The sequence below is a fragment of the Blautia glucerasea genome (assembly GCF_020537505.1).
In the GTDB taxonomy this organism is placed as follows: domain Bacteria; phylum Bacillota; class Clostridia; order Lachnospirales; family Lachnospiraceae; genus Blautia_A.
Window position 1 is genome coordinate 14,847 of sequence record NZ_JAJBMO010000031.1, and the last position, 22,412, is coordinate 37,258.

The window sequence follows — 22,412 nt, forward strand, 5'->3', positions numbered from 1 at the left end:
TCATCTCCTGTCTGCTGGTTTCTCGGTGGAAAGTCACTCCACCGGATGAAGATTCTTCATAGATAAATCCAAAATAGGAGCAGAATGGGTAAGTGCTCCGCTTGATACATAATTTACACCCAAACCGGTGAGTCTGGCAATGTTTTCTTTTGTCACATTTCCGGAAACCTCGATTTCGGCGCGGCCTGCGATGTAGTCGATGGACTCTTTCAGCTGTTCGGTGGTCATGTTATCCAGCATGATAATGTCTGCACCAGCTTCCACAGCCTCTTTTACCATGTCAAGATTCTCGACTTCCACTTCGATTTTACGGACAAAAGGAGCATAGGCTTTTGCCATGGAGATGGCCTGTTTTACGCCGCCTGCGGCACCGATATGGTTATCTTTCAGAAGAACACCGTCGGAAAGGTTGTAGCGGTGATTGTTGCCGCCGCCTATGCGAACGGAATATTTCTCGAAAATACGGTTATTCGGGGTGGTTTTTCTGGTGTCCAGAAGCTTGATCCCGGTGCCTTCAAGAAGGGCTGCAACCTGGCTGGTGTAGGTAGCAATACCGCTCATTCTCTGGAGGTAATTGAGGGCAGTTCTTTCCCCACAAAGGAGCACGCGGATGTCTCCGTAAATTTTTCCAACAAGCTGTTTATTTTCTACGTGGTCGCCGTCTTTTACATAGAATTCAGCTCTTGTGGATGAATCCAGAAGTGTGAAAACACGTTCAAAAACCTGGAGTCCGCAGATGATTCCATCCTGTTTGCAGATAAGATCTACAACACCTGGGGTGGGATTTGGCATTACACTGTTGGTGGACACGTCTTCGCTTGTAATATCTTCTTTTAATGCGCTTAAAATGAACGGATCAACATTTAATCCGAGAGTTACCTGATCATACATATAAAAATTCCTTTCTGCCTTCTGGATTCTGGCCAAGGGTGATGGCCTGTGTGGCAAGGTGGTGATAAGTTTCGTCCAGGGACTGGATGTTCTGGTATGGGGTGAAGTCTACGTGGGCGGCGAGGTAGTCTGCAACTTCGCTGGCATTCTGGGATGAAGCATTCGTATTTGCAGCATCGTCAACGAAATTGCAATTACCTGCAGATGTATTACAGTTATTTGCTGTATTTTCTGCAACATCCTTAAGATCATGCTCTGCCATATCCTGTGCAGCCCGTCTTGCGAAAACAAGGCTTTCCAGCAGGGAGTTGCTTGCCAGGCGGTTTTTGCCGTGGACACCGTTGCAGGCGGCTTCGCCTACTACATAGAGATTTTCCATGGAAGAACGGCTTTTATGGTCAACCTTTACGCCGCCCATGAAATAATGCTGTGCCGGAACCACCGGAATGCACTCTTTGAAAACATCATAGCCCATTTCCTTGCAGTGTGCAACAATGTTTGGAAAATGGTGGCGGAGAGTTTCTGCCGGGATGGTGCGCAGGTCTTCCCAGACAAAGTCTGTGCCGTCTTTTGCCATCTGTTCGTGGATCTTTTCGGAAAGAAGATCACGGGGCAGCAGCTCGTTTACGAAACGGTTCATGTTCTTATCATAGAGCCTGGCTCCCTCGCCACGGACAGATTCAGAAATCAGGAAGCTGCGGTCCTCTGGGTGTTTGGTGTAGAAGGTGGTAGGGTGGATCTGCACGTAGTCCGGGTTCTGCAGCTCGATATTATGCTTGCTGGCAATGGCAAGAGCGTCTCCAGTGAGGTGCCGGAAGTTGGTAGAATGTCTGTAAAGTCCGCCTACGCCGCCGCTTGCCAGAACGGTATAGGTGGCAGTAACGGTGTCAAGGGAACCGTCTGGACGACGGATCACAGCGCCATAGCAGTGGTTGTCTTTTTCCAGAATATCAACCATGGTGGTGTATTCCAGAAGTTCTACATTGGAAAGCTTCTGGACTTCGCGGAGCAGGGTGCTGGTGATCTCTTTTCCAGTTACGTCCTCGTGGAAAATAATGCGGTTTGTGGAATGGGCGCCTTCCTTGGTGTAGGCAAGGCTGCCGTCTTCGTTTCGCTCAAACTGGGCACCGTAAGAGACCAGATCCTTGACAACCTCTGGGGAGGTTTTGATCATGATCTCTACGGATTTTTTGTCATTTTCGTAGTGACCGGCCTTCATGGTGTCTTCGAAAAAGCTGTCATAGTCGGACTGCTCTTTCAGCATGCACATGCCGCCCTGGGCAAGGAAGGAATCGTTGCTGGTAAGATCGGACTTGGTTATAATGGTAATTTTTTTATCACGGGGAAGCTGGAGGGCACAGTAAAGGCCGGAGCAGCCGCTTCCTGCGATGAGGATATCTGTTTTCATAATTGTTGGTCCTTCTTTGTGAGGTAAATTTGCATTCATGGGAGATAATTGCAAAAATTAGTAACTGTGAATTATGTTCACAAAAAATGCCCCGCGGAATACTGCCTTCTGAATAGTTTCGTGAACAGTAACCTTTTCGGTGGTACATAGAATGTAATATTTTGCAGAATCCCTTGATGAATAGTTGCTTTTGGTTATTCGGACTGCTGTGTGACCGAACGACATGTCCTGTAGTATAGCACTAAACTTTACAATTGACAAGATAGCTGTAAACTTTTTTGTTGACAGTGAAGGCAACAGGTAATATAATCCTAAGAAAATGTCCGAAAAGTGGGACGCTATTGATAAGTGAAAAAACAGGAGTGAAAAAAGATTATGATGACTACAAGAGAACTGCAGGATGAAATTCTGCGTTTAAAGAAAGAAAAGGATATCTGCATTCTGGCTCATGCATACCAGAGCCAGGAGATTCTGGAGGTGGCAGATTACACAGGCGATTCTTACGGACTGAGCCAGCAGGCCGCCAAAGCTCCGCAGAAGAACGTGCTGATGTGCGGCGTAAGATTTATGGCGGAGACAGTGAAGATCCTTTCCCCGGAGAAAAAGGTTTACCTTTCTAACAGCGGCGCCGGATGTCCAATGGCAGAGCAGCTGGATGTGGAGATGCTTTCCGCACTGAAGGAGTCCAATCCGGACTATACTGTTGTGGCTTATATCAACACCACTTCTGAATTGAAAACAATCTGTGATGTGTGTGTAACTTCTTCCTCTGCTGTAAAGATCGTGAAGAATATCGACAATGACAAGATCCTGTTTATTCCAGACTGCAACCTTGGCGCATGGGTGGAGAAGCAGGTGCCTGAGAAGACCTTCAAATTTGTTCACGGTGGATGTCCTACCCACCTGAGAATGTCTGTAAGAGATGTGAAAAAAGCCAGGGCAGCTCATCCAGAAGCGAAATTCCTGGTTCATCCGGAGTGTCTGCCAGAGGTTTCTGCAATGGCGGATTACATTGGAAGTACAACTGGAATTATGAAATACGCCAAGGAAAGTAATGCCAAAGAATTCATTATCGGAACGGAAAACAGCATCGTCCAGCATCTCCAGTTCGAGTGTCCGGATAAGAAATTCTATCCGTTGTCTAAGGACTGTGTATGTCACAATATGAAGCTGACTACCTTGATGGATGTTTATAATTGCGTTCGCGGCCAGGGGGGAGAAGAGATCCAGCTGGATGAGAATGTGAGAATGAAGGGGAAGGCCTGTATTGATACCATGTTGACACTGGGAGAATAAAATGTCTAAAGTTTTTCCAGAAGAGATTTTGGCATGTATTGCCCAAAATCTCTTCTGGAAAGCTCTCTAAAGTTAATTAATCACAGTAATCTATTACTTCGCTTTTCCCTTCTTAATCAAACTAGCAGTTCCCATTTTTGCTTTTTTACTTACAGTGCGGTATGGAACTACTTTGTAGCTATAGGTGACGCCCTTCTTAGTGCGGACGGTATAGCGGGTGGTTTTGGCGGAAAGGGTTTTTATTTTTTTGAATTTGCCTTTTCCAGTTTGCTGATATAGGATGTAGCCGTTGGCACCGGAAACTTTTTTCCAGGAAAGGGTTTGTTTTCTTTTTTGGGTTTTTAGTACAAGGTTCGGGCGGGATAAGGTTGGGCGTACTTTTATGGTGGCGCTGTATGGGCTGTTTGCACCAGATTTTAATACGGCACGAACTCTGTACTGGTAAGTGGTTCCTACGTTTATTTTCTTGTCCTGGTAGGACAGAACGTTGGATTTTACAGTTTTCAGCTTTTTGTAGGCGCCGGAACCGGTTTTTTTGTAGACGATGTAATTCTTGGCATTGTCTACAGCTGTCCAGCGGAGAGTGACTTTGTTCCAGGTGGAAGTAGTCTGAAGCGCCGGAGTGGTAGCAGGCTTGGTTGGAACTGGACTTGGGCTCGGAGTGGCAGCAGGTTTCGTCGGAGCTGGACTTGGGCTTGGAGTGGCAGCAGGTTTCGCCGGAGCTGGACTTGGGCTTGGAGTGGCAGCAGGCTTAGTAGGAACTGGACTCGGGCTCGGAGTATCGGCAGGTTTCGTCGGAACTGGACTCGGGCTTGGAGTGGCAGCAGGTTTCGTAGGAACTGGACTCGGGCTCGGAGTATCGGCAGGTTTCGTCGGAACTGGACTCGGGCTTGGAGTGGCAGCAGGTTTCGTAGGAACTGGACTCGGGCTCGGAGTATCGGCAGGTTTCGTCGGAACTGGACTCGGGCTTGGAGTATCGGCAGGTTTGGTCGGTTCTGGAGTCGGAGTATCGGCAGGCTTGGTCGGTTTCGGAGTCGGAGTATCGGCAGGCTTAGTCGGTTCCGGAGTCGGAGTATCGGCAGGTTTGGTCGGTTTCGGAGTCGGAGTATCGGCAGGCTTGGTCGGTTCCGGACTTGGTGTATCTGGTGGCGCCGGTTTCACAATCTGGAAATTTAAAGCAATACTTCCGAAATAATCCTGCATACCAGTGATGGTTACGGAAGCAGTTCCTGGTTCTGTGTTATTTTCCCAGGAGAGGGTATAATCAGTACCTTCCTTCAGAACATAAGAACCATTTCTTATAGTTATTTCAGGAGTGACAGGTTTACCGCTATAAGTCTGATCGGAAATAGCGGATATATTACATCTTTTTACAGAGGTAAAATTATGTGAGGTTCCGGTATAATTTCCAGAATAAGAGATAGAGAATAAGAGAATCTCTTTATCTGCGGACATTAAAGCGGAAGTTACAGTAAAGCTATCTGAAGGAAGACGAGAGCCATTATACATGATGATCAAATTATTTTTCAGAAAATCAGTACTGCTCCCATCACCATATTTCGCACTTGGAAGCTGGAAGGTTTCGCCGGAAACGGTGATTGGATTAATGGTAAATTCTTTTGCTGGTCCATTTTTGTATTTTCCAATGCCATTTACATGAACACATGGTCTGTTGTACATAGAATTTATATTAATATTATTAGTATAAGTAAGTATATAATCTACGTCCTTCTGAAGAACCTGTCCATTGTAGGTAACAGTTGGTTCTGGGGTGCATGGCTGACCTGTGTAGGTAAATGGAGGAATGTCTCCGATAACGGCATCGTGGATGGAAATATTATCTATATAGAAGGTCATATATTTCTCGCCTGTGAAGTTGCCGCATAATTGAACAAGAACGTAAGCATTTCCCTGCTGATTGTTGTCAATCCAGGAGAGGGTATAATCTTTTCCCTCAACCAGTTCTGTTCCATTCCAGGTTATGGTTGGTTTCGGTGTAATCGGTTCTCCGTCGTAGTAGAAGGTTGACTGGGGCAGAGAAAGTGTCAGATCCGAAAGGGGAATTGGATCAATGTAATAGTTATAATACAGGGTTCCGCGATAGAGTCCCAGTCCTTTCATTGTCATGTGGGCTGTTCCTGCATTAATATTGTTGTCGATAGAAAGTGAGTAATCTACACCTTCTGTCAAAGTGCGTCCATGGAAAGAAATGGACGGAAAAACGTTAATTTCTTTTCCAGTGTAATTATAAGAATTTGTATAGTGGACAATGACCTCGCTGGAATTTTCCAGATCGTAGTAGGCATTAAGTGGGATAGTTACGCTGATGGATGGGCAGACCTTTAAAGTCGCTGTAACGCTGATGTCTCCCGCTTTTTTTAATTGTATAACACCAGTCTGACTAATTGTGGCTACAGAAGAATCCTCAGACTGCCATAAAAAGTTAGATGGATCCAGTTTGACATAGAAAGAGTCAAGGCAGGAAAGATATAAATTTATGGTTTTGGAGCCCTCTGTAAAAGTAAGTGGAGTTGCTTCTAAAAAGTGTGCATTTAAAAATCTAGGCTGGGTATTTACTACAGGGGTAACTGTGCGGTTTGCCGGCTGTGAATATGCTTCTGCACTTTCTGTGGAAAACTCCTGTGCCCAATAGTAACGTCCGCTTTGGTAGAAACATCCGATTCCAACGGAAACATGCTGATAAGAAATAATTGCGGCGGAATGAGGCCCATCGCTCATAAGGTTATCCATTGCCTGTACTGGCGGATTATCATTATTCGGTGTAATTGCCAGGTTTTCACTTAATATACTACACCCGGACTGATAACCGTATCCGTATCCATTTGGCCTGGAATGACTGAAACGGACACTGATCTCAGCTGATCGCTGCATGGCATGCTCAAGGAGCTTCTGGTCCATGACTAAAGGCGCCTGGTTATATTTGGCGCGTTCCTGGTTAACAATTTCAAGCATCTGATAGGCGTAATCGTAGCGGTAAACGCCCTCTGCAAGTTTGATCTGTACAGTTTCGTTATCATTTGCTGCAGCCTGTACAGTAGTGCTGCGTCCCGGAGACAGTAAGAACATTAAAAGGAAAAAAATAACTGTCCCCAGAATAATGTGTCTGGTTCTTTTCTGATTCATAGAACTCCCTCCTTAGATAAAACCTGATGATTTTATTTTACACAATACATTGAAAATATCAATCTGCTGGAAATAAATTTTTTGACAAAAAAGACTAAAAGCGTATAATAAAATTATATTTTTGCGCCTTTTGGGGGCGGGAGAGGGCAGGATGCGTATTACTGGACGGAATCTTACCTGGAAAGTGAGCTGAAGGTTCTGGTAGATGCAGCTTGTCCGGACAAAACTGTGAAGGACCTGAGAAGTCGTGGAGGAATTGCGGTGCGTGCTGGTTCCAAGGCAGAGAAAATCCTTCTGGAGAATAACGCCTGGACGCTGACAGGGACAAGTCAGGTATATTCCTGTGGTACGTTTAAACTGGCGGAAATTGCCTTTATAAAAAGTTTTAATAGAATAAATGGAGAAAGGCGATATAATGGTTTAATTCGGTTTACAGCCAGAATTAAACCATTATATTGCCTTAAAGCAGCCGGAACACCTGCTCGGCAGCAGCAGTCATATTGGCCTTTGCATTGGCAGGCTCCATAGCTTCCGCAAGTGTGCAGACATTTCGTAAAATTGGGAAAAAAGCGTCAATTCCCTCTTTATTGCAGGCTGCTGCTTCCTTTGTGACACTTCCGGCAAATGCGATAACCTTTGCATGGTGCTTTTTTGCCAGCTTCGCCACGCCTATAGGGGCTTTTCCCATGGCTGTCTGAAAATCCAGGCGGCCTTCACCGGTGACTACCACGTCTGCATCAGAAAGTTCCTGCTCCAGTCCTACAGCATTCAAAATAAGTTCGATACCAGGTATCAGCGTCGCACCCAGGTAGGAGAGAAAAGCGAAGCCAAGCCCTCCGGCAGCACCGGCACCAGGGGTATTGCAGTAATCTGTTCCCAGAGCTTTGGAAGTGATTTGGGCAAAATGTGCCATAGCTTCATCTAATTGTTTTTTCTGATTTTCTGTTACACCTTTTTGCGGACCGTAAACATAGGTGGCGCCATTTTCACCGCAAAGAGGGTTATTCACATCGCATGCTACCTGAATATGAGCTTCTCTTAAAAGAGGATTCAGGCCGGAAATATCGATTCCGGAGACCTTCGCCAGTGCCTGTCCGCCTTCGCCGGCATCCACACCATTTTCATCGAAAAAACGTACGCCAAGAGCTTTTAACATACCGATGCCGCCGTCATTGGTGGCACTTCCGCCGATTCCAATGATAAAATTGCGGCAACCCTTCTGGAGGGCATGGTTTATCATTTCGCCCACACCGTAGCTGGTAGCAAGAAGAGGATCCTTTGCATCATCCGGAACCAGTGTGATCCCGGCCGCGGAAGCCATTTCCATAACAGCGGTATTGCTGTCTTTCAAATATCCATAATAAGCATTGACTGGAGTGTGCATGGGACCTGTGACGGTCAGATCGATCTGCTCTCCGTTCATGCCTTCGATCAAGGCGTCCGTGGTGCCCTCTCCGCCGTCTGCGAGAGGTTTTACAACGATTCTGGCATCCGGCTTTGCCCGAAGAACTCCTTCCTTGATGGCCATTCCGGCCTCTATTGAGCTTAAGCTTCCCTTAAAAGAATCAATTGCGATGACAACCTTCATATGAATAAACCTCCCCAAAACGGACATGTTGCCTATTAGCGATATTACCATATATGAAATATACTATCATATATTTGAGAAAAAAGAATCCCCCTTTTTGTTGCCAAATGTACAAAGGTATAGTTGGCCCTTCCTATCCCTCTTTTACGTTGTACGTTGCTGTCAGTTTCCGCAGAAGAAACAAAGCCGGAAAGTGTCCGGAGCATATTTTGCTCGTTGCCTGGATTTTGCGAATCATGTATAATCATTACAGAAAAAAGAGGAAGAGGTTATAATATGGCAAAGTTATATTTCCGGTATGGTGCAATGGGCAGCTCCAAGTCTGCCAATATTCTGATGGTTCGTTATAATTATGAAGAGCGTGGTCAGTATGCGGTGCTGCTGAAACCTCGGACAGATAACCGTGACGGAGAGCACGAGATCCAGTCTCGTATTGGCTTGTCTGCTCCAGCTGGATATGTAAATGAATTTTTAAAAGAGATTTCCAGCATTTGGAGTCCGGAATGCGCAGAATACTTATATCATGGGAAAAAAGTGGATGCAGTTCTGGTGGACGAAGCTCAGTTTCTTTCTCCAGAGGAAGTGGATACGCTGTCAGATCTGGTGGATTTCTACAATATTCCGGTGATCTGCTACGGCCTGCGCACCGATTTCCTGAACCACCTTTTCCCAGGCTCCAGGCGCCTCATGGAAATCGCAGACATTATCGAGGAAGTCCCTACCGTCTGCTGGTGCGGCCGCCGCGCCCAGTGCAACACAAGGTACGCCGATGGCAAAATCGTACGCGAAGGCGCCCAGATCTTCCTGGGATCTAATGAGAGCTATGTGGCGCTTTGCAGGAAGCATTATAAAGAAGGAAAGCTGTGGAAGCTGAGCAAGATAGCGGATGAGTAGCAGAGAATAGGGATATTCATGGCGCAGACCGATGATGATGTATTTGCTCCACATTCCTTTTAGCGTAGTTAAGAAGGTGAAAGAAAGCTGCCGTTATTTAAGGGCTTTTGGGCAAATCGATTTATTAACGGGTTAGAGGGATTGTTTTTTGACAAAAATGGCAAAAGGAGATTAAGAAAATGAAGATAAAATCAGTTGCAGTTCTTGGTGCAGGTGCGGTTGGGTCTTATGTGATATGGGGGCTTTCAAGGCGGAAGGATATCCGGCTGGGAGTTCTTGCAGAAGGTAAGCGTGCGGAGAAATTGAAAAAAGGCTGCACGATCAATGGGGAGGTTTATCATCCGGAAGTATGGACACCCAAGGAAGCAAAGGGGGTAGATCTTCTGATCGTGTCCTTGAAATACGGGGCATTGCCAGGCGCAATGGACAGCATCCGCCAGGTTACAGGGGAGAATACCACGATTATGAGCCTTATGAACGGTGTGGACAGCGAGGAGCTGATTTCCGCTGAAGTTGGAGCTTCCCATGTGCTCTATTCGGTAATAAAAGTTGCTTCCCATAAAGAGAAAAATGGATATTGCTTTAACCCGGAAACCACCATTGGCATTATTTTCGGAGAGCCTTGCGCACCCTATGACAGCGAACGTGTACAGGCCATTGAGGCTCTTTTTGCAGATACCGGACTGCATTATCGCTCTACAGAATATATCAGGGAAGAAATGTGGAGCAAATTTCGGCTGAATGTATGCAATAATCTGCCTCAGGCAATTCTGGGGGTGGGAGTTGGCTGTTACCAGGACAGCGTTCATATGAAAGCAATCAGCGACGGACTTAGAAGAGAACTGGAAGCCATTGCCGCTGCAAAAGGAATCGATATAAGTAAGGCAGCCGCCTCATCCAGCCATGGAAGTGCTGTTCCTCCATCTGCCAGATATTCCACACTGCAGGATCTGGATGCGGGACGCCATACGGAGATTGATATGTTCTCAGGCGCGTTGGTCCGCATGGGGCGGGAACTGGGGATTCCTACGCCGTATAATGAATATACCTTCCATATGATAAAAGCTTTGGAAGAGAAAAATGATGGGAAGTTTGACTATAGCAAAGAGGATGGGGAAGTAACCTGTTCCAGGTAAAGAATTACAGCTATTGAGAGGCGTAAAAAAAAATGAACGATAAATGGCTTGATTTTGCAATCCGTATTCAAAGCACCGCGCAGGCGGGCTCCAGTATGGAAAAGATAAATTTGATAAAGAACGTTACCTGGAATTAAGAGAAATCGCGGCAGAAATGATCTCTGCCAAAACGGATATCCCGTTTGAAAAGGTTTACGGCCTGTACAGAAAAAGAAGTAAAGGAAGAAGCCAGATTGGATGTGACGGCTGAAAAACTGATCGCCGTCCAGGACTGGCGGAAACACAATGTGACCAACTATGCAAATTTTTTCAATGATGTAAATCCGGAAGATATCAGTAATATAGCGTGACAGGTTTCCTTTAGGATCGCGGCTTATAGATTGTGCCGGTAAATTTTATACAGAGAAAGACGCTCCCCGTAGTGAGTATAGATGAAGGCTTATGTGTACAGATTATGCATATTGAAGCATTTGATAATGAGCCTGAAACAGTAGCAATAATGGATAAATATTTGAGAGAAACGAGATAGGAGCAAGCCCTATATAGTGTAAGTAATGCCGCTATATGGGGTTTTTTAAATAACGATAGAACAAGGGAAGAAACTTAAAATTTACAGAATGAAATTGATTAGGAAATTGAAAATATAGACGATGGATGATATAATTTTCATATATAAAATAGGAGGTGTGTACTATGTTTTCTATGCAGGAAGCTATCAGACCATCAGCGGATTTACGAAATCATTATAATGAAATATCAAAACAGTGCCGAGAGGGGAAAGAAGCAGTTATTATAACTGTAAATGGAAGAGGGGATACTGTATCCTTGTCCTATGAAGAGTATAAGAACATGAAATCAAGAATAGAATTGCTTGAAGTTCTTGCTGAAGCAGAAGATGATGTAAAGAATGGTCGCGTTGCGCCGATCAGTGAAACCTTTGACGATTTACGTGCTATGCTGCAGGAGGGCTGAGTTTGAAATACAATATTGTTCGTACTGATACCGCGGATGCAGGTCTGCGAAGGATTGTATTATATATTGCGCAGAATTTCGGCAATGACGTGGCATTGAAAAAGTTAGATGAGATAGAAGATCGTATACGACAGCTTGGAGAAAATCCAGATCTTGGAATTAATCCAAGATACCTGGTATTAAAGCGCCAGGGGTACAAGGTTTTGCTCTTTGAAAAAGACTTTGTATTTTATAAAGTTAATGAAGCCAGAAAGGAAGTTATTATATATGCTGTCGTAGACCAGAGACAGGATTATTTGAACATTATCCGAGGGCTGTGAGGCAAACGCCGAAATATAACTGACCAAGTAAGTCAATTAAGGTTCGCCTTCGGACAGAAGAATAAGCGGTGGGAGTACTAAAATGGATTTGTGCACTTGAAGCGTGGAAACTGTCTTGATTATGAGGCGAAAATATCACAAAAGTAAACATAATTTTTTGTGCAAAAGGTAGAAAAAGTAGAATTTTGTCGATTTTTAGCCGATTTTCTTCATTTTTCCTGTTTTCGGCACCTTTGGGCGAGATCGTTATTTTAAATTGACCTATAATTGACCTAAGATTGACCTATCACATTTTAAAACCGCCGAAAATGCAGTAAAAACCAATAAGGAAAATAAGGGAAAATCGTCTGTCAGAGTCACAAAAAAGAACTTCAGAAAAATTTAAAAGTCCCAGAAAGCCAGTAACTACGCGGCTTCCGGGACTTCCATAATACAAAAAAAGCACCTCATCCGAGGTGCCCCACTTAGCAGGGCTACAAGGATTCGAACCTTGAAATGACGGAGTCAGAGTCCGCTATACTTTTAGGCTGGAATGCCCATAAAATAAGGGCTGGCGGAGGTGTCCAGATAAAATTGACCTATGGATTGACCTGTTTTTATCTGTTTCAGTGTAATTGCATTAAAAGCAAAATAAGTGGAAATATTATAGAAAAATATGCTATACTGAGAAAAAGAGAACACGGGAACCATTTATCAGTAAGGAAGTGATTGTATGCCAGAAAATGTAAGTAGTATTATATATAAATTTTCCCAGGAAGTGAAGCGTATGCTGGGTGAAAAGCTGACAAAAGTTATTGTATATGGTTCATATGCCAGGGGTGATTATCGAGATAATTCTGACGTAGATATTATGATACTGGTAAAATTGTCTGACGAGGAAATCAGAGCTATTAAAAATGATATTTACGATCTGGCTTTTGATGTCGAGATGAGCACAGGAATTGAAATATCTCCGGTTATCAAAAATGAAGAACAGTATGAATATTGGGTAGATACGTTACCTTTTTATCGAAATGTGAGAGATGAGGGGGTAGTAGTCAGTGAGTGAAAAGAAAGTTGATTTGTGTATATATCGCATGAGAAGCGCAATCGAGACGTTGGGGGTATCTGCGTTATGTCTGGAAAGTCAACATTATAAGGATTCAATAAACCGTAGCTATTATGCCGCTTTTTATGCGGTGAAGGCGGTTTTGGCTTTAGAAGAGGTAGATTTTAAGAGACATAAAGATGCTGTTGCATATTTTAATAAGACATATGTTGCAACAGATATTTTTCCAAGAGAAATCGGAAAAAAGCTGGGAAGATTGAAACAAGAGCGTGAAACTAGCGATTATGATGACTTTTATATTTCTCTACAACCGTTGGATATTTTTGTAATATATAACGACGTATGTTATCTCTTTCCTCATCATCCTTTCTTAATGACCCATTTTCTAATTCACAATATCTTTCCAGCATAATCTTCTTTGCTTTATTTATAAAATTATTTATATCATTATCGCTATATTGAATACCATCTGTTTCTTTACACTCTTCGCTTTCATCTTTTTTATCTTCACATTTTTCTTTTGCGCTCATCTAACACTTCATCCATGAAACATCTGCTCCTTTCTGGAATCTGCATTCCTCACTTTGCGGGACAAAGGTTCCACAAGCTGTGACGCACATCTTGCAGAAAGCATTTTCCAAACACACCCTAGTTTGTGGGAAATTATTGATTGAGAAACAGATATAAACTGGTTATAATAAAAATTAAGAAAAGCAGTACAGATCATGAAAATGGAGGAAATTATGACAAAAGTACAAAAATGGTTTGCAAAATTGAGAAACCGGATTTTTTTCTCTTTTGTTGGATGTTTTTTAGGAATTATGTTGCTCATTATGGGGGTGTTTCAGTTTTCTTCACAAAAATATTTTTCGCAGCTTGCAGTAAGCAGTACCAGGCGAGAGCTTGCTTCTATCACAGATAATCTGGAAAGTACACTACAGCACGTCATCAATTTCAGCATATCAGCATCGATCAATGATGGAATTATCCGTATCGCCCGAACGTATCCAACACTGCCGGGATCTGAAGCAGAACAATATGCTGTCCGCAAAAAAATCAATACCATTATTAATGCCATTATTGCCCTGAGCCCTAATATTGCAATGTGGGATATTATGGCGAAAGACGGAAGTTTTTTTCAGGCTGGCGGATATAATCTGTCGGAACTGGATTCGTTTGATAAAGAACAGATAATGAAACAGCATCAAAATGCAAGACAGGCGATGATAACAGGTCCTTATTTTTATTTGCCTGCAAGAGAAACATTAAAGGAAAACGGAAAATATGTTTTTTTGATATCAAAGCCGATTGTTGATTTAAATACAAGAGAAACTTATGGATACCTTATGTTTTTCATCGAAGCATCAACTATAGCCTCGCCATTTGTAAACTACAGGCCAAATAACAGCGAGGTTACGTTTTACATAACGGATCAGGAAAATACTATTTTACTTGCATCGGACCTGAATTACACAGGAAAAACCATACGGGAAGCCTTTCCCTTTTCCAAGAGGGATGTAGAGAATCTGGAAACACAGGACTATTTAACCAAGGAAAATGTTGTCTATTGCTCAACACAAATGTCACTGCCAGACTGGAAGCTCATTCATGTGATTCCAATGGATGAGCTGATGAAAGAACAGCATTTGTTTGCAAGGATCTTTTTTATCTGTAATTTACTGGTGATTCTGTTTTTTGCACTTTTATCCTGGTGGAATGCCAGAGCCATATCTGGGCCAATCCTGGATCTGAGTGAGGTCATGAAGAATGTAGTAAAAGAAGCCTATGCACCGGTAGAAGTGCCTGGAACTTCCGAAGAAATCCAGATTTTATACCGTGGGTATAATACATTTGCCGAACAGACACAACAGCTTTTACAAACCATTTATGAAGAAGAACGTGAAAAAAATGACTATCAGTTTCGGTTGATACAGGAGCAGATTAAACCTCATTTTCTGTACAATACGCTTGAAATGATCAAATCTATGATAGATCTTGGTATTTATGATGAGGCAGGCGAAGCAATTTCTACACTTGCCAGATTCTATCGCAATTCGTTAAGCAAGGGATCCAATATTATAACCATTGCTACAGAAATTGATATGGTAAAACAGTATTTATACATTGAAAAATTACGCCACATGGAGTATTTTGATTACGAAATCGTATGTGAAAAGGAAACGGAACAGTACGTAATTCCAAAATTGACTCTGCAACCGATTCTGGAGAATGCGATTGTTCACGGAACAGCATCAGATGGTCGTATGTGTTTCGTCTCACTGAGCATAAAAAATGCAGCGGATACTGTTGTAATTACCGTAAAGGATGATGGAAACGGAATTGAACCGGAAAAACTCTGTCAGCTGAATAAGAATCTTGACGAAGCCCGTGGAGAGGAAAAGGGTTCTTTCGGATTATTCAGCATCAACAGGCGTGTGCGACTTTTATATGGAACCGAATACGGCATCCGCTTGGAAAGTGAACCAGGGAAAGGGACAATCGTGATATTACGGATTCCGAAACTGGAACATTTAGACGAAACAGCATCGTCTATACTGGAAAGAGACCAAGAAACAGCGGGGAGAAAGCAATATGAAGAAAATCGTTATTATTGATGATGAGTATTTTTTCAGACAGGCGTTAATAAAATATGTCAGGAGCTTTAAGGATGAATTTACTGTGGTAGGTGACGCCGGAAACGGAAAGCTTGGTATCGAGCTGATTGAACAGTATCATCCGGAAATTATTTTGATCGACATCAGTATGCCACAGATGACAGGCTTTGATGTAATTTCATATATACAGAAACAAGCACTTCAGACCCGCTTTATTATCATTTCCGGTTATGACAAGTTTGAGTATGCGCAGAAAGCCATTCAGATGGGAGTACAGGATTTTCTGCTGAAGCCTGTGACAGTCGAGAGTCTGCATAAGAGTCTCAGGCAAACCAGTGAACGAATCGATCAGGAAGTGAAAAAGGATCAAAATCTGGAGGTGCTGGATAAAAAAAAACGAAACTATCAAAATTATATGAGACATTTTGCAGCATCACAGTTTGTAAGAAAAGATAAGGATCAGGAGGGAATGCAGAAGCTTGCTTCTGAGGTGGGCTATCGACTGGATGCCAAGCGCCATGTCGTCATACTTTACCGGGTTAATCATTTACCGGGCAACTGGAAAAAACAGATTATGAGCTTTACTACTTTACGGTAGAAAATGTGTTTTGTGAACTACTTGGAGAAAAAAACTGCTGCATCAGTTACATTAATTTCCAGAAATCGCTCTGCCTTCTTGTAGGAATATGTGAATCACCTTATGATGCAGAGTGGATTCGGTCGCTGCTGAAAAAAACGATTGAGGTATGTGACCCGGAGGGCGATCTTGGAACCACTGCTGTAATTGGAGGATTTTATACAGAAGCCAATCAGCTTTATGACTCCTATATTGAAGCGTTTGCGTTGGAACGAAAACGGTGTTTTTATGAATATTCCGGCGTTTTTTACGTAGAGGATGCCACTGAAGAGCAGCAGGAAAACGGCTATCTGCTGCAAAATGATGATTTTATCCAACGGCTGGTTGCTGCTATGCGACAAAATCAGAGGAGCCTAGTAAAAGAAATGCTGCGGACATTTGCAGACTCTCTTGCATTGCTCCAGCCATCTCGGGAACAGTTTTTGCTGCAGATCAACCAGGTGTCGTCTGCGTTGCTGGATTTCGCTATGGAATACGGAGTGACAGAAACGGTTGAAAAAAACAGCAAGCTTTTTTCCAGTGATTATATAGAAATCAGTTCTGTCTCAGAAATTCAGACGGAACTCATTCGCTATGGAGAACAGATTTTACAGCAGGTACATCTTTCAAAGAATAGCAGCAATTCTGCCATTGTGAGAAGAACAAAGGAATACATCAAGGCACATTATCAGGATGATGAATTGTGCCTTGAGCAGATTGCGGATGCACTGGATGTCAATCTTCAGTATATGTGCTTTCTTTTTAAGAAACAGACAGATACAACGATTGGAGCATATATTTTACAGACACGAATGGAAATGGCCGGCAGGCTTTTCCAAAGAACGAATTACAATGTGACAGAAGTAGCTCAAAGAGTCGGATTTTTCGATGTCAGTTACTTCAGTAAGTGCTTCAAAAAATATTTCGGTGTATCACCGAAACAGTATCAGAATGTGAGCAGCAACTATCTAAAGACAACTTAAGATTTTACCAATAATACGAATTTTCTCCATTCCGGAGAGATTCGTATTTTATTATAATTAAGACAACAAAGAGTTCCAGAAAAAAATTAAACCGGTTTGAAGTATATTCAGGAACAAAAAATTAAATTAAAAGGGAGAAATCGTAATGAAAAAAAGAATACTTATCGCAGCATTAACAGCTGCCATGGCATCTTCTATATTTGGAGTAACAGTAAATGCAGCAGAACGTGAACTGAATATTAACTGGCTGTCATCCAGAAGTGCATCTGAATCAGCAATTTTGGCAATACAGGATATTGCCAAGCAGTACCAGGAAGAGAATCCTGATCTGGACTTTAATTTTGAAATTGAGAATATTTCAGATCGTACTGCATATCTGCAGAAACTGAAAATTCTGGCAGCAAGCGATGAATTGCCTGAGTGGTTTGACTCCGATCCGGATACCTGGTTCGCAGATATTGTTGCAGACGGAAAAGCCTATTCCTTTGAAGATTTGTACAAAGAGCTTGGAATGTATGACCAGATTTTCCCAATCTCGAAGGAATACGCAAGACTTTCAGATGGCAGTCTGAATCTGATGACGCTGCAGTGCAACACCGAATATTTCTTCTACAACAAAGATCTGTTTGAGCAGGCTGGAATTACGGAAACTCCCAAAACATTTGATGAGTTACTTGCAGATTGCAAGCTGTTACAGGATCAGGAAATTATTCCGATTGCAATGGGTGGTGACTGGCCAATCCTCCGCTACTTTGCACAGGTTCCATTCCGACTGACAGGAAATGAATATATTGAAAATGCAGTATCCGGAGAAGGATCTTTTGGTGAAGAAGCAGGACTGAAAGGAGCACAGTTTATTCAGGATATTGCACAGTACTTCCAGGAAGGCTGGAGCAGTGCAGATTACGATACAATGATTGATCTCTTTGCTTCCGGACAGGCAGCAATTATGTATAATGGTACATGGGCACTTGATCAGGCAGATATGATTGGTGAGGACGAAAACATTAAAGATAATATTGGATACTTCACTATGCCAACATATTCAGATGCAGATGTGACAACAGCAACCGACTTCTTTGCAAACTCCGGTATTGGAACTGCGATTCGCACCGATGCTGTGGATGACGAGATGAAAGCGTGGATGAAATACCTTCTTGAACATTATGCAGATGCAAGTCTTTCTTACAATCAGCTTCCATCCGTAATGCCAGATGAAGAAACAATGCAGAGTCTTCCAAAGGTATATCAGCAGATCATTGAGGATGTGTCCAATGTGAAGGAGTATGCAAAATGCTGGGATGTAGTTATTGATTCTGCACTTGTAGAGCCGCTGGAAAAAGAGACCGTCATCCTTGCACTTGGTCAGGAAACTCCTGAAGAGTGGGCTGCAAATATGGATGAATATGTAAAAAATCAGAAATAAGACAGAGAAACAGCATTCGGGGCTTTTGAAAATCAAAAGCCCTGGATATCAGAAAGGAAGACAAATATGAAGCCAAAAAGAAAAATAGAACCATGGCTTTTTTTATTGCCCGCACTTGTGGTTTATGTGTCGATTGTTCTTTTCCCAATGCTTCAAACTATTGGCTACAGCTTTATGGACTGGAATGGAATCGGAGAAAAAACATTTGCAGGCTTGAAAAATTACAGCCGAATGCTGTCAGATAAAAATTTGCGAACTGCTTTTTTGAATAATATGTTTTTCCTGTTGCTCGGCACAGTCTTTCAGATGTTTATGGGACTTTTAATGGCTACCCTTCTTTCCGGAATTAAAAAGGGGTCCAATCTATTCCGGGTATTGTACTTCATTCCCTGTATTATTTCATCTATGGCGGTCTGCAAGATCTTTGAAAAACTGCTGTCAGTTCAGCCACTCGGTGTAATACCGGCACTGATGAAGCTGATGCATCTCAAACCAATAGCTTTTTTATCTGATTTTAAATATGCACTAACATGGGTGACTCTGATTGATGGATACAAATTCTGTGGATTATATATGGTTATTTTTTATGCCGCACTGATGAATGTTTCCAAAGACACCATAGAGGCTGCGTATATTGATGGATGCAACTGGATACAGGCATATTTCTTTGTCAAACTTCCGGCAATTAAAAATATGTTTTTTGTGGTTCTGGTCATTCTTGTAAACGGCTGTCTGAAGGGATTTGATGTATCTTACATCCTGACCGGAGGTGGTCCTGGTAATGCAACAGAACTTGTGGCAACCTATATGTATAAAACGGCATTCAGTATGTCAAACTTCGGCTATGGAAGTACGCTTGCGGTATTTATTTTGATTGAATCATTAATAGCCGTAGGAATCGTTAAACTGATTCAGAAAAAATTCAGTGATTGATGGGGGGGATTAGATGGAAACGTTACAGGCAGGTAAGAAAACAAAAATAATATTTCTAATCTTCATTATCTTTTTTGTAGTGCTGCAAAGTTACCCGGTATTTTGGGTTCTTATAGCGAGCTTAAAAACACCAGAGGAAATTGCCGGTTCTGCGCCATATGCGCTTCCTGGTAGCTTTTATCTTGGAAATTATATCAAAGCGTTTACGCAGTCCAGTCTCGTGCGCTATTTTCTTAACAGTGTGGTTGTAGCTATATGTACACTGTTTGGTATCGTAGTACTAAGTGCACCGGCGGCCTATGCGATCAGCAAAATTCGCTTCAAACAGAGCGAAAAGGTATTAACCTTTTTTTTACTTGGCATGATGATTCCCACATTTTCATGTCTGATCCCAATGTTCCAGACTTATAATACGTTGGGATTGCGTAATACCTATGCTGCCGTTATTCTGCCACAGATAGGCTTCAGTCTGCCAATGTGTATTTTCCTGTATGTTGGATTCATGAAATACATACCGAATGAACTGCTGGAGGCGGGAGCAATTGACGGAGCAGGTAATTTTAGGATTTTCAGGCAGATAGTATTTCCAATGGCAAAAAATTCCACTGTCACAGTGGTTATCTATAACTTTGTGTCAATCTGGAATGAGTTTACTTATGCAAATACGTTTATGACAAAAGACGAGATGAAAACTCTTCCAATCGGACTAAACGCTTTTGTTGGTGAAATGGGACGCAGAGACTGGGGTGCTACCTTTTCAGCAATCGTAATTGCAATTCTTCCGACAATTATAGTATATTTCTTTTTAAATAAACAGGTAATGGAGGGCATGGCAGCAGGTGCTGTCAAGAGCTGAATACAGGAGGATATATGAAACTGGATTTATCAAAGAACTGGAATATTTTACAGGATGTACATGATACGTGTGAGCAGCTTGGCCTGCCAGAACGTGAGGATTTTATGACACTGCAGGGGCCACAAATTTCAGAATGGGAGCCACTGCCAGAATTAAAGCACCTACAGCTCCTTTTTTCGGAGCATCCGTACTGGGGAAGAGAACTGCGATATTTTAATGATGCCCCATGGTGGTATAAAAAAGAGTTTGAACTGGCACTTGGAGCAGAAGAACATATAGAACTTTGTTTTACAAATGTGGATTATTACTGCAAAGTTTGGTTGAATGGTGTATACCTTGGTAGTCATGAAGGATATTCAGCTCCATTTTCTTTTTCACTAGACGAGGCAGTACAGAGAAACGGAAAGAACCGACTGATCGTAAAAGTCTGGTCACCATGGGATGACGAGGTTGCAGCAAACCGACAGGAACGGCGTACCTTTTTAATCTACCGAAATATGGTAAAAGGTACTTATGAGCATTCTGACACGTTCATTCAAAGAGATGTAAATCCGGTCGGCATTTATGGAAGCGTCAGCCTGAAAATACAAAAGGGAGCTGGCTTTGCAGAAAACCCGGAATTTTCTTATCAGCTGGATGATACGCTGGAGAATGCCAGTCTGCATTTGAAAGTTAAGATAAAGAATCTGGAAACTGCGTCTTTGAAGTGGAGTATTACAGACTGCTTTACCGGAGCAGTAGTCTTTTTAAAGAATGAGGATCTGGTCGGCACACAGTCATGCAATGACCCTGAACCGACCGTTGCCAGCCTGGATGGAATACTCTCTCATGTCCGTCTCTGGAATACATGGGATAAAGGAACGCCTTTTGTCTACCGGGTAAAAGTTGCTCTCTGTGCAAAAGATGGCTCAGTAATGGAATCTTACGAAGAGACAACTGGTTTCCGGAAAATTGAGATGCATCGCACACCGGAAATGACAAAATTTATTTTAAATGGAAAAGATTTCTACATGAGAGGAACAGCCTATTTTCCAGATGCATATGTTTCTGCAATGAACGAAGAACGTTATCGCAGAGACTTGCTGCAAATAAAAAACAGCGGCTTTAATATGCTTCGTGTACACGTACACGTAGACCTTCCAGTTTTCTATGAGCTATGTGATGAACTTGGCCTTGGAATTATGCATGATTCTGAATATAACTGGATGCATCCGGTGGACGAAGCATTTGCAGACCGTTTTATCCATATTTACCTGGAAACTGTCGATATGCTAAAAAAACATCCTTCTCTGTTTTGCTGGATCTGCATGAATGAACCAGGTAATCTTACATTAAATCCAACTCCGGATATGGATCGGGCTGACTGTGATGCAATGAAGGTAAGCCCAGGTCCAAAGCTGTTTGCAGCAGTATGCGAGCATGATCCAAGTCGTCCGGTCATTAAAGGTTCCTTCTGCGTAAATGATCCAGACAGCGGAGACAGTCATAACTATACCGGTTCACTGGACGGTGCAGAGGGGCATTACAGTGATATCTATGGAACAACAGAAAAAATGAATACAGAGTTCGGCTTTGATGCACCGCCATGTATCGATAACCTGAAAAAAATGCCACCCGTTTACCGCCGTTTACAGCCAATACTGGAAAATTTGGATTCAATCGGACAGTATCAATATTATTTACTGAAATATTTTATTGAACATTACCGTATGCAGAAGTATAAACCAAACGCAGGCTATGTACAGTTCTTATTTAATGATATGTGTCCGCAAACATTTTACGGAATTTATGATTACTGGGGGCTTCCGAAAAAGGGTCTGCAGGCTGTGCTGGAAAGCAATATGCCAATTGGAATATTTTTAAAATTTAAAGACAAGCTGGATGCAATTTATGCAGTAAACGATTACAGTTATCCGCTTGGAACCTGCCAGGTAGGCTACAGCATTACTGACGAAACAGGCAAAGTAGTAGCTGAGGATGTGAAAAGCATTGTCATAGCAGAGGATTCTCTCACAAAGCTCTGGGATTTTGACGGAACGATTCACAGTGGAAACGTCTATAATGTTGCACTGTGGATAGAGCAGGATGGAAAGCTTCTGGCCAGAAACGAATACCATGATGTATTTTATATGCCAGAGCATACACCTGGCCATCCGGTTCATATGAGCCATGAAACTGGATGCAGAATTTACTGGGCGTAATGATGGAACGTAACGTGGTATAGGGAAAAAGGGGATGTGAAAAAACTCGATTGAGTTTTTTCGCATCTCCCTTTTTGTACCTGTT

General features: G+C 42.6%; 20 protein-coding genes and 1 pseudogene. 16 read left to right on the top strand and 5 right to left on the bottom strand.

The annotated features are described in order from the left end of the window. Positions 1 to 33: 33 nt before the first annotated feature. Both nadC and LIQ05_RS17260 read right to left on the bottom strand, forming a co-directional pair. Positions 34 to 891 carry a carboxylating nicotinate-nucleotide diphosphorylase gene (nadC, locus tag LIQ05_RS17255; protein WP_226822661.1) on the bottom strand — a complete coding sequence of 286 codons (858 nt, stop codon included), beginning with the start codon at positions 889 to 891 and terminating at the stop codon, positions 34 to 36. After that, complete coding sequence (locus LIQ05_RS17260; RefSeq protein ID WP_226822662.1) at positions 884 to 2,299, bottom strand: L-aspartate oxidase; 1,416 nt, start codon at positions 2,297 to 2,299, stop codon at positions 884 to 886. Before LIQ05_RS17260 ends, nadC begins: the two co-directional genes overlap by 8 nt. A 375-nt stretch (positions 2,300 to 2,674) precedes the next feature. Here LIQ05_RS17260 and nadA point away from each other — a divergent pair, with 375 nt between their 5' ends. After that, a complete protein-coding gene (nadA, locus tag LIQ05_RS17265) occupies positions 2,675 to 3,595 on the top strand; it encodes a quinolinate synthase NadA (RefSeq protein ID WP_226822663.1) in 921 nt (306 codons plus the stop codon). A gap of 93 nt (positions 3,596 to 3,688) precedes the next feature. Here the strand turns inward: nadA and LIQ05_RS17270 are convergent, their stop codons facing one another. Together LIQ05_RS17270 and LIQ05_RS17275 are read right to left on the bottom strand one after the other, a co-directional pair. Next, entirely contained in the window at positions 3,689 to 6,739 is a 3,051-nt protein-coding gene (locus tag LIQ05_RS17270; RefSeq protein WP_226822664.1) for a CAP domain-containing protein, read from the bottom strand. A 460-nt stretch (positions 6,740 to 7,199) separates the two neighbouring features. Further along, positions 7,200 to 8,327, bottom strand: coding sequence for a glycerate kinase (locus LIQ05_RS17275; protein ID WP_226822665.1), 1,128 nt, complete (start codon positions 8,325 to 8,327; stop codon positions 7,200 to 7,202). 276 nt (positions 8,328 to 8,603) lie between these two features. Here LIQ05_RS17275 and LIQ05_RS17280 point away from each other — a divergent pair, with 276 nt between their 5' ends. From LIQ05_RS17280 to LIQ05_RS20435, 7 genes and pseudogenes are all read left to right on the top strand, one after another. Next, positions 8,604 to 9,221: a thymidine kinase gene (locus tag LIQ05_RS17280; RefSeq protein WP_226822666.1), complete on the top strand. Its 618-nt coding sequence runs from the start codon at positions 8,604 to 8,606 to the stop codon at positions 9,219 to 9,221. A 179-nt stretch (positions 9,222 to 9,400) separates the two neighbouring features. Further along, on the top strand, positions 9,401 to 10,357 hold the full coding sequence (locus LIQ05_RS17285; protein WP_226822667.1) for a ketopantoate reductase family protein: 957 nt from the start codon (positions 9,401 to 9,403) through the stop codon (positions 10,355 to 10,357). Between the two features lie 182 nt (positions 10,358 to 10,539). Continuing rightward, the gene (locus LIQ05_RS19975; protein WP_318289585.1) at positions 10,540 to 10,707 is read left to right on the top strand and encodes a hypothetical protein; all 168 of its coding nucleotides are present in this window, start codon (positions 10,540 to 10,542) and stop codon (positions 10,705 to 10,707) included. A 343-nt stretch (positions 10,708 to 11,050) separates the two neighbouring features. Next, positions 11,051 to 11,329 (top strand): type II toxin-antitoxin system Phd/YefM family antitoxin, encoded by a 279-nt coding sequence (locus LIQ05_RS17300; protein ID WP_226822668.1) that lies wholly within the window; start codon positions 11,051 to 11,053, stop codon positions 11,327 to 11,329. Between the two features lie 2 nt (positions 11,330 to 11,331). Further along, positions 11,332 to 11,649 (top strand): type II toxin-antitoxin system RelE/ParE family toxin, encoded by a 318-nt coding sequence (locus LIQ05_RS17305; RefSeq protein WP_226822669.1) that lies wholly within the window; start codon positions 11,332 to 11,334, stop codon positions 11,647 to 11,649. 712 nt (positions 11,650 to 12,361) lie between these two features. Beyond that, positions 12,362 to 12,697: a nucleotidyltransferase domain-containing protein gene (locus LIQ05_RS17310; RefSeq protein WP_148463452.1), complete on the top strand. Its 336-nt coding sequence runs from the start codon at positions 12,362 to 12,364 to the stop codon at positions 12,695 to 12,697. A gap of 28 nt (positions 12,698 to 12,725) precedes the next feature. Next, positions 12,726 to 12,935: pseudogene (locus tag LIQ05_RS20435) on the top strand (HEPN domain-containing protein); the annotation flags it as partial. 37 nt (positions 12,936 to 12,972) lie between these two features. Here LIQ05_RS20435 and LIQ05_RS17320 read toward each other — a convergent pair. Continuing rightward, positions 12,973 to 13,227 carry a hypothetical protein gene (locus LIQ05_RS17320; protein ID WP_226822672.1) on the bottom strand — a complete coding sequence of 85 codons (255 nt, stop codon included), beginning with the start codon at positions 13,225 to 13,227 and terminating at the stop codon, positions 12,973 to 12,975. A gap of 54 nt (positions 13,228 to 13,281) precedes the next feature. Here LIQ05_RS17320 and LIQ05_RS20770 point away from each other — a divergent pair, with 54 nt between their 5' ends. The 8 genes from LIQ05_RS20770 to LIQ05_RS17355 all read left to right on the top strand — a co-directional run bounded on the left by LIQ05_RS20770 (position 13,282) and on the right by LIQ05_RS17355 (position 22,327). Further along, a complete protein-coding gene (locus tag LIQ05_RS20770) occupies positions 13,282 to 13,371 on the top strand; it encodes a DUF6783 domain-containing protein (RefSeq protein ID WP_368072576.1) in 90 nt (29 codons plus the stop codon). A 69-nt stretch (positions 13,372 to 13,440) separates the two neighbouring features. Then, positions 13,441 to 15,312, top strand: coding sequence for a sensor histidine kinase (locus LIQ05_RS17325; RefSeq protein WP_195589066.1), 1,872 nt, complete (start codon positions 13,441 to 13,443; stop codon positions 15,310 to 15,312). Beyond that, positions 15,290 to 15,910 carry a response regulator gene (locus LIQ05_RS17330; protein WP_226822670.1) on the top strand — a complete coding sequence of 207 codons (621 nt, stop codon included), beginning with the start codon at positions 15,290 to 15,292 and terminating at the stop codon, positions 15,908 to 15,910. The genes LIQ05_RS17325 and LIQ05_RS17330 overlap by 23 nt, the downstream gene beginning before the upstream one ends. A gap of 5 nt (positions 15,911 to 15,915) precedes the next feature. Beyond that, positions 15,916 to 16,911, top strand: coding sequence for a helix-turn-helix transcriptional regulator (locus tag LIQ05_RS19980; protein WP_226822671.1), 996 nt, complete (start codon positions 15,916 to 15,918; stop codon positions 16,909 to 16,911). A 145-nt stretch (positions 16,912 to 17,056) separates the two neighbouring features. Continuing rightward, the gene (locus tag LIQ05_RS17340; protein ID WP_148463456.1) at positions 17,057 to 18,337 is read left to right on the top strand and encodes an extracellular solute-binding protein; all 1,281 of its coding nucleotides are present in this window, start codon (positions 17,057 to 17,059) and stop codon (positions 18,335 to 18,337) included. A 66-nt stretch (positions 18,338 to 18,403) separates the two neighbouring features. After that, entirely contained in the window at positions 18,404 to 19,270 is an 867-nt protein-coding gene (locus tag LIQ05_RS17345) for a carbohydrate ABC transporter permease (RefSeq protein WP_148463457.1), read from the top strand. Between the two features lie 13 nt (positions 19,271 to 19,283). Continuing rightward, positions 19,284 to 20,126, top strand: coding sequence for a carbohydrate ABC transporter permease (locus LIQ05_RS17350; protein WP_148463458.1), 843 nt, complete (start codon positions 19,284 to 19,286; stop codon positions 20,124 to 20,126). A gap of 14 nt (positions 20,127 to 20,140) precedes the next feature. Further along, the gene (locus LIQ05_RS17355) at positions 20,141 to 22,327 is read left to right on the top strand and encodes a glycoside hydrolase family 2 protein (RefSeq protein WP_148463459.1); all 2,187 of its coding nucleotides are present in this window, start codon (positions 20,141 to 20,143) and stop codon (positions 22,325 to 22,327) included. Positions 22,328 to 22,412 lie beyond the last annotated feature (85 nt).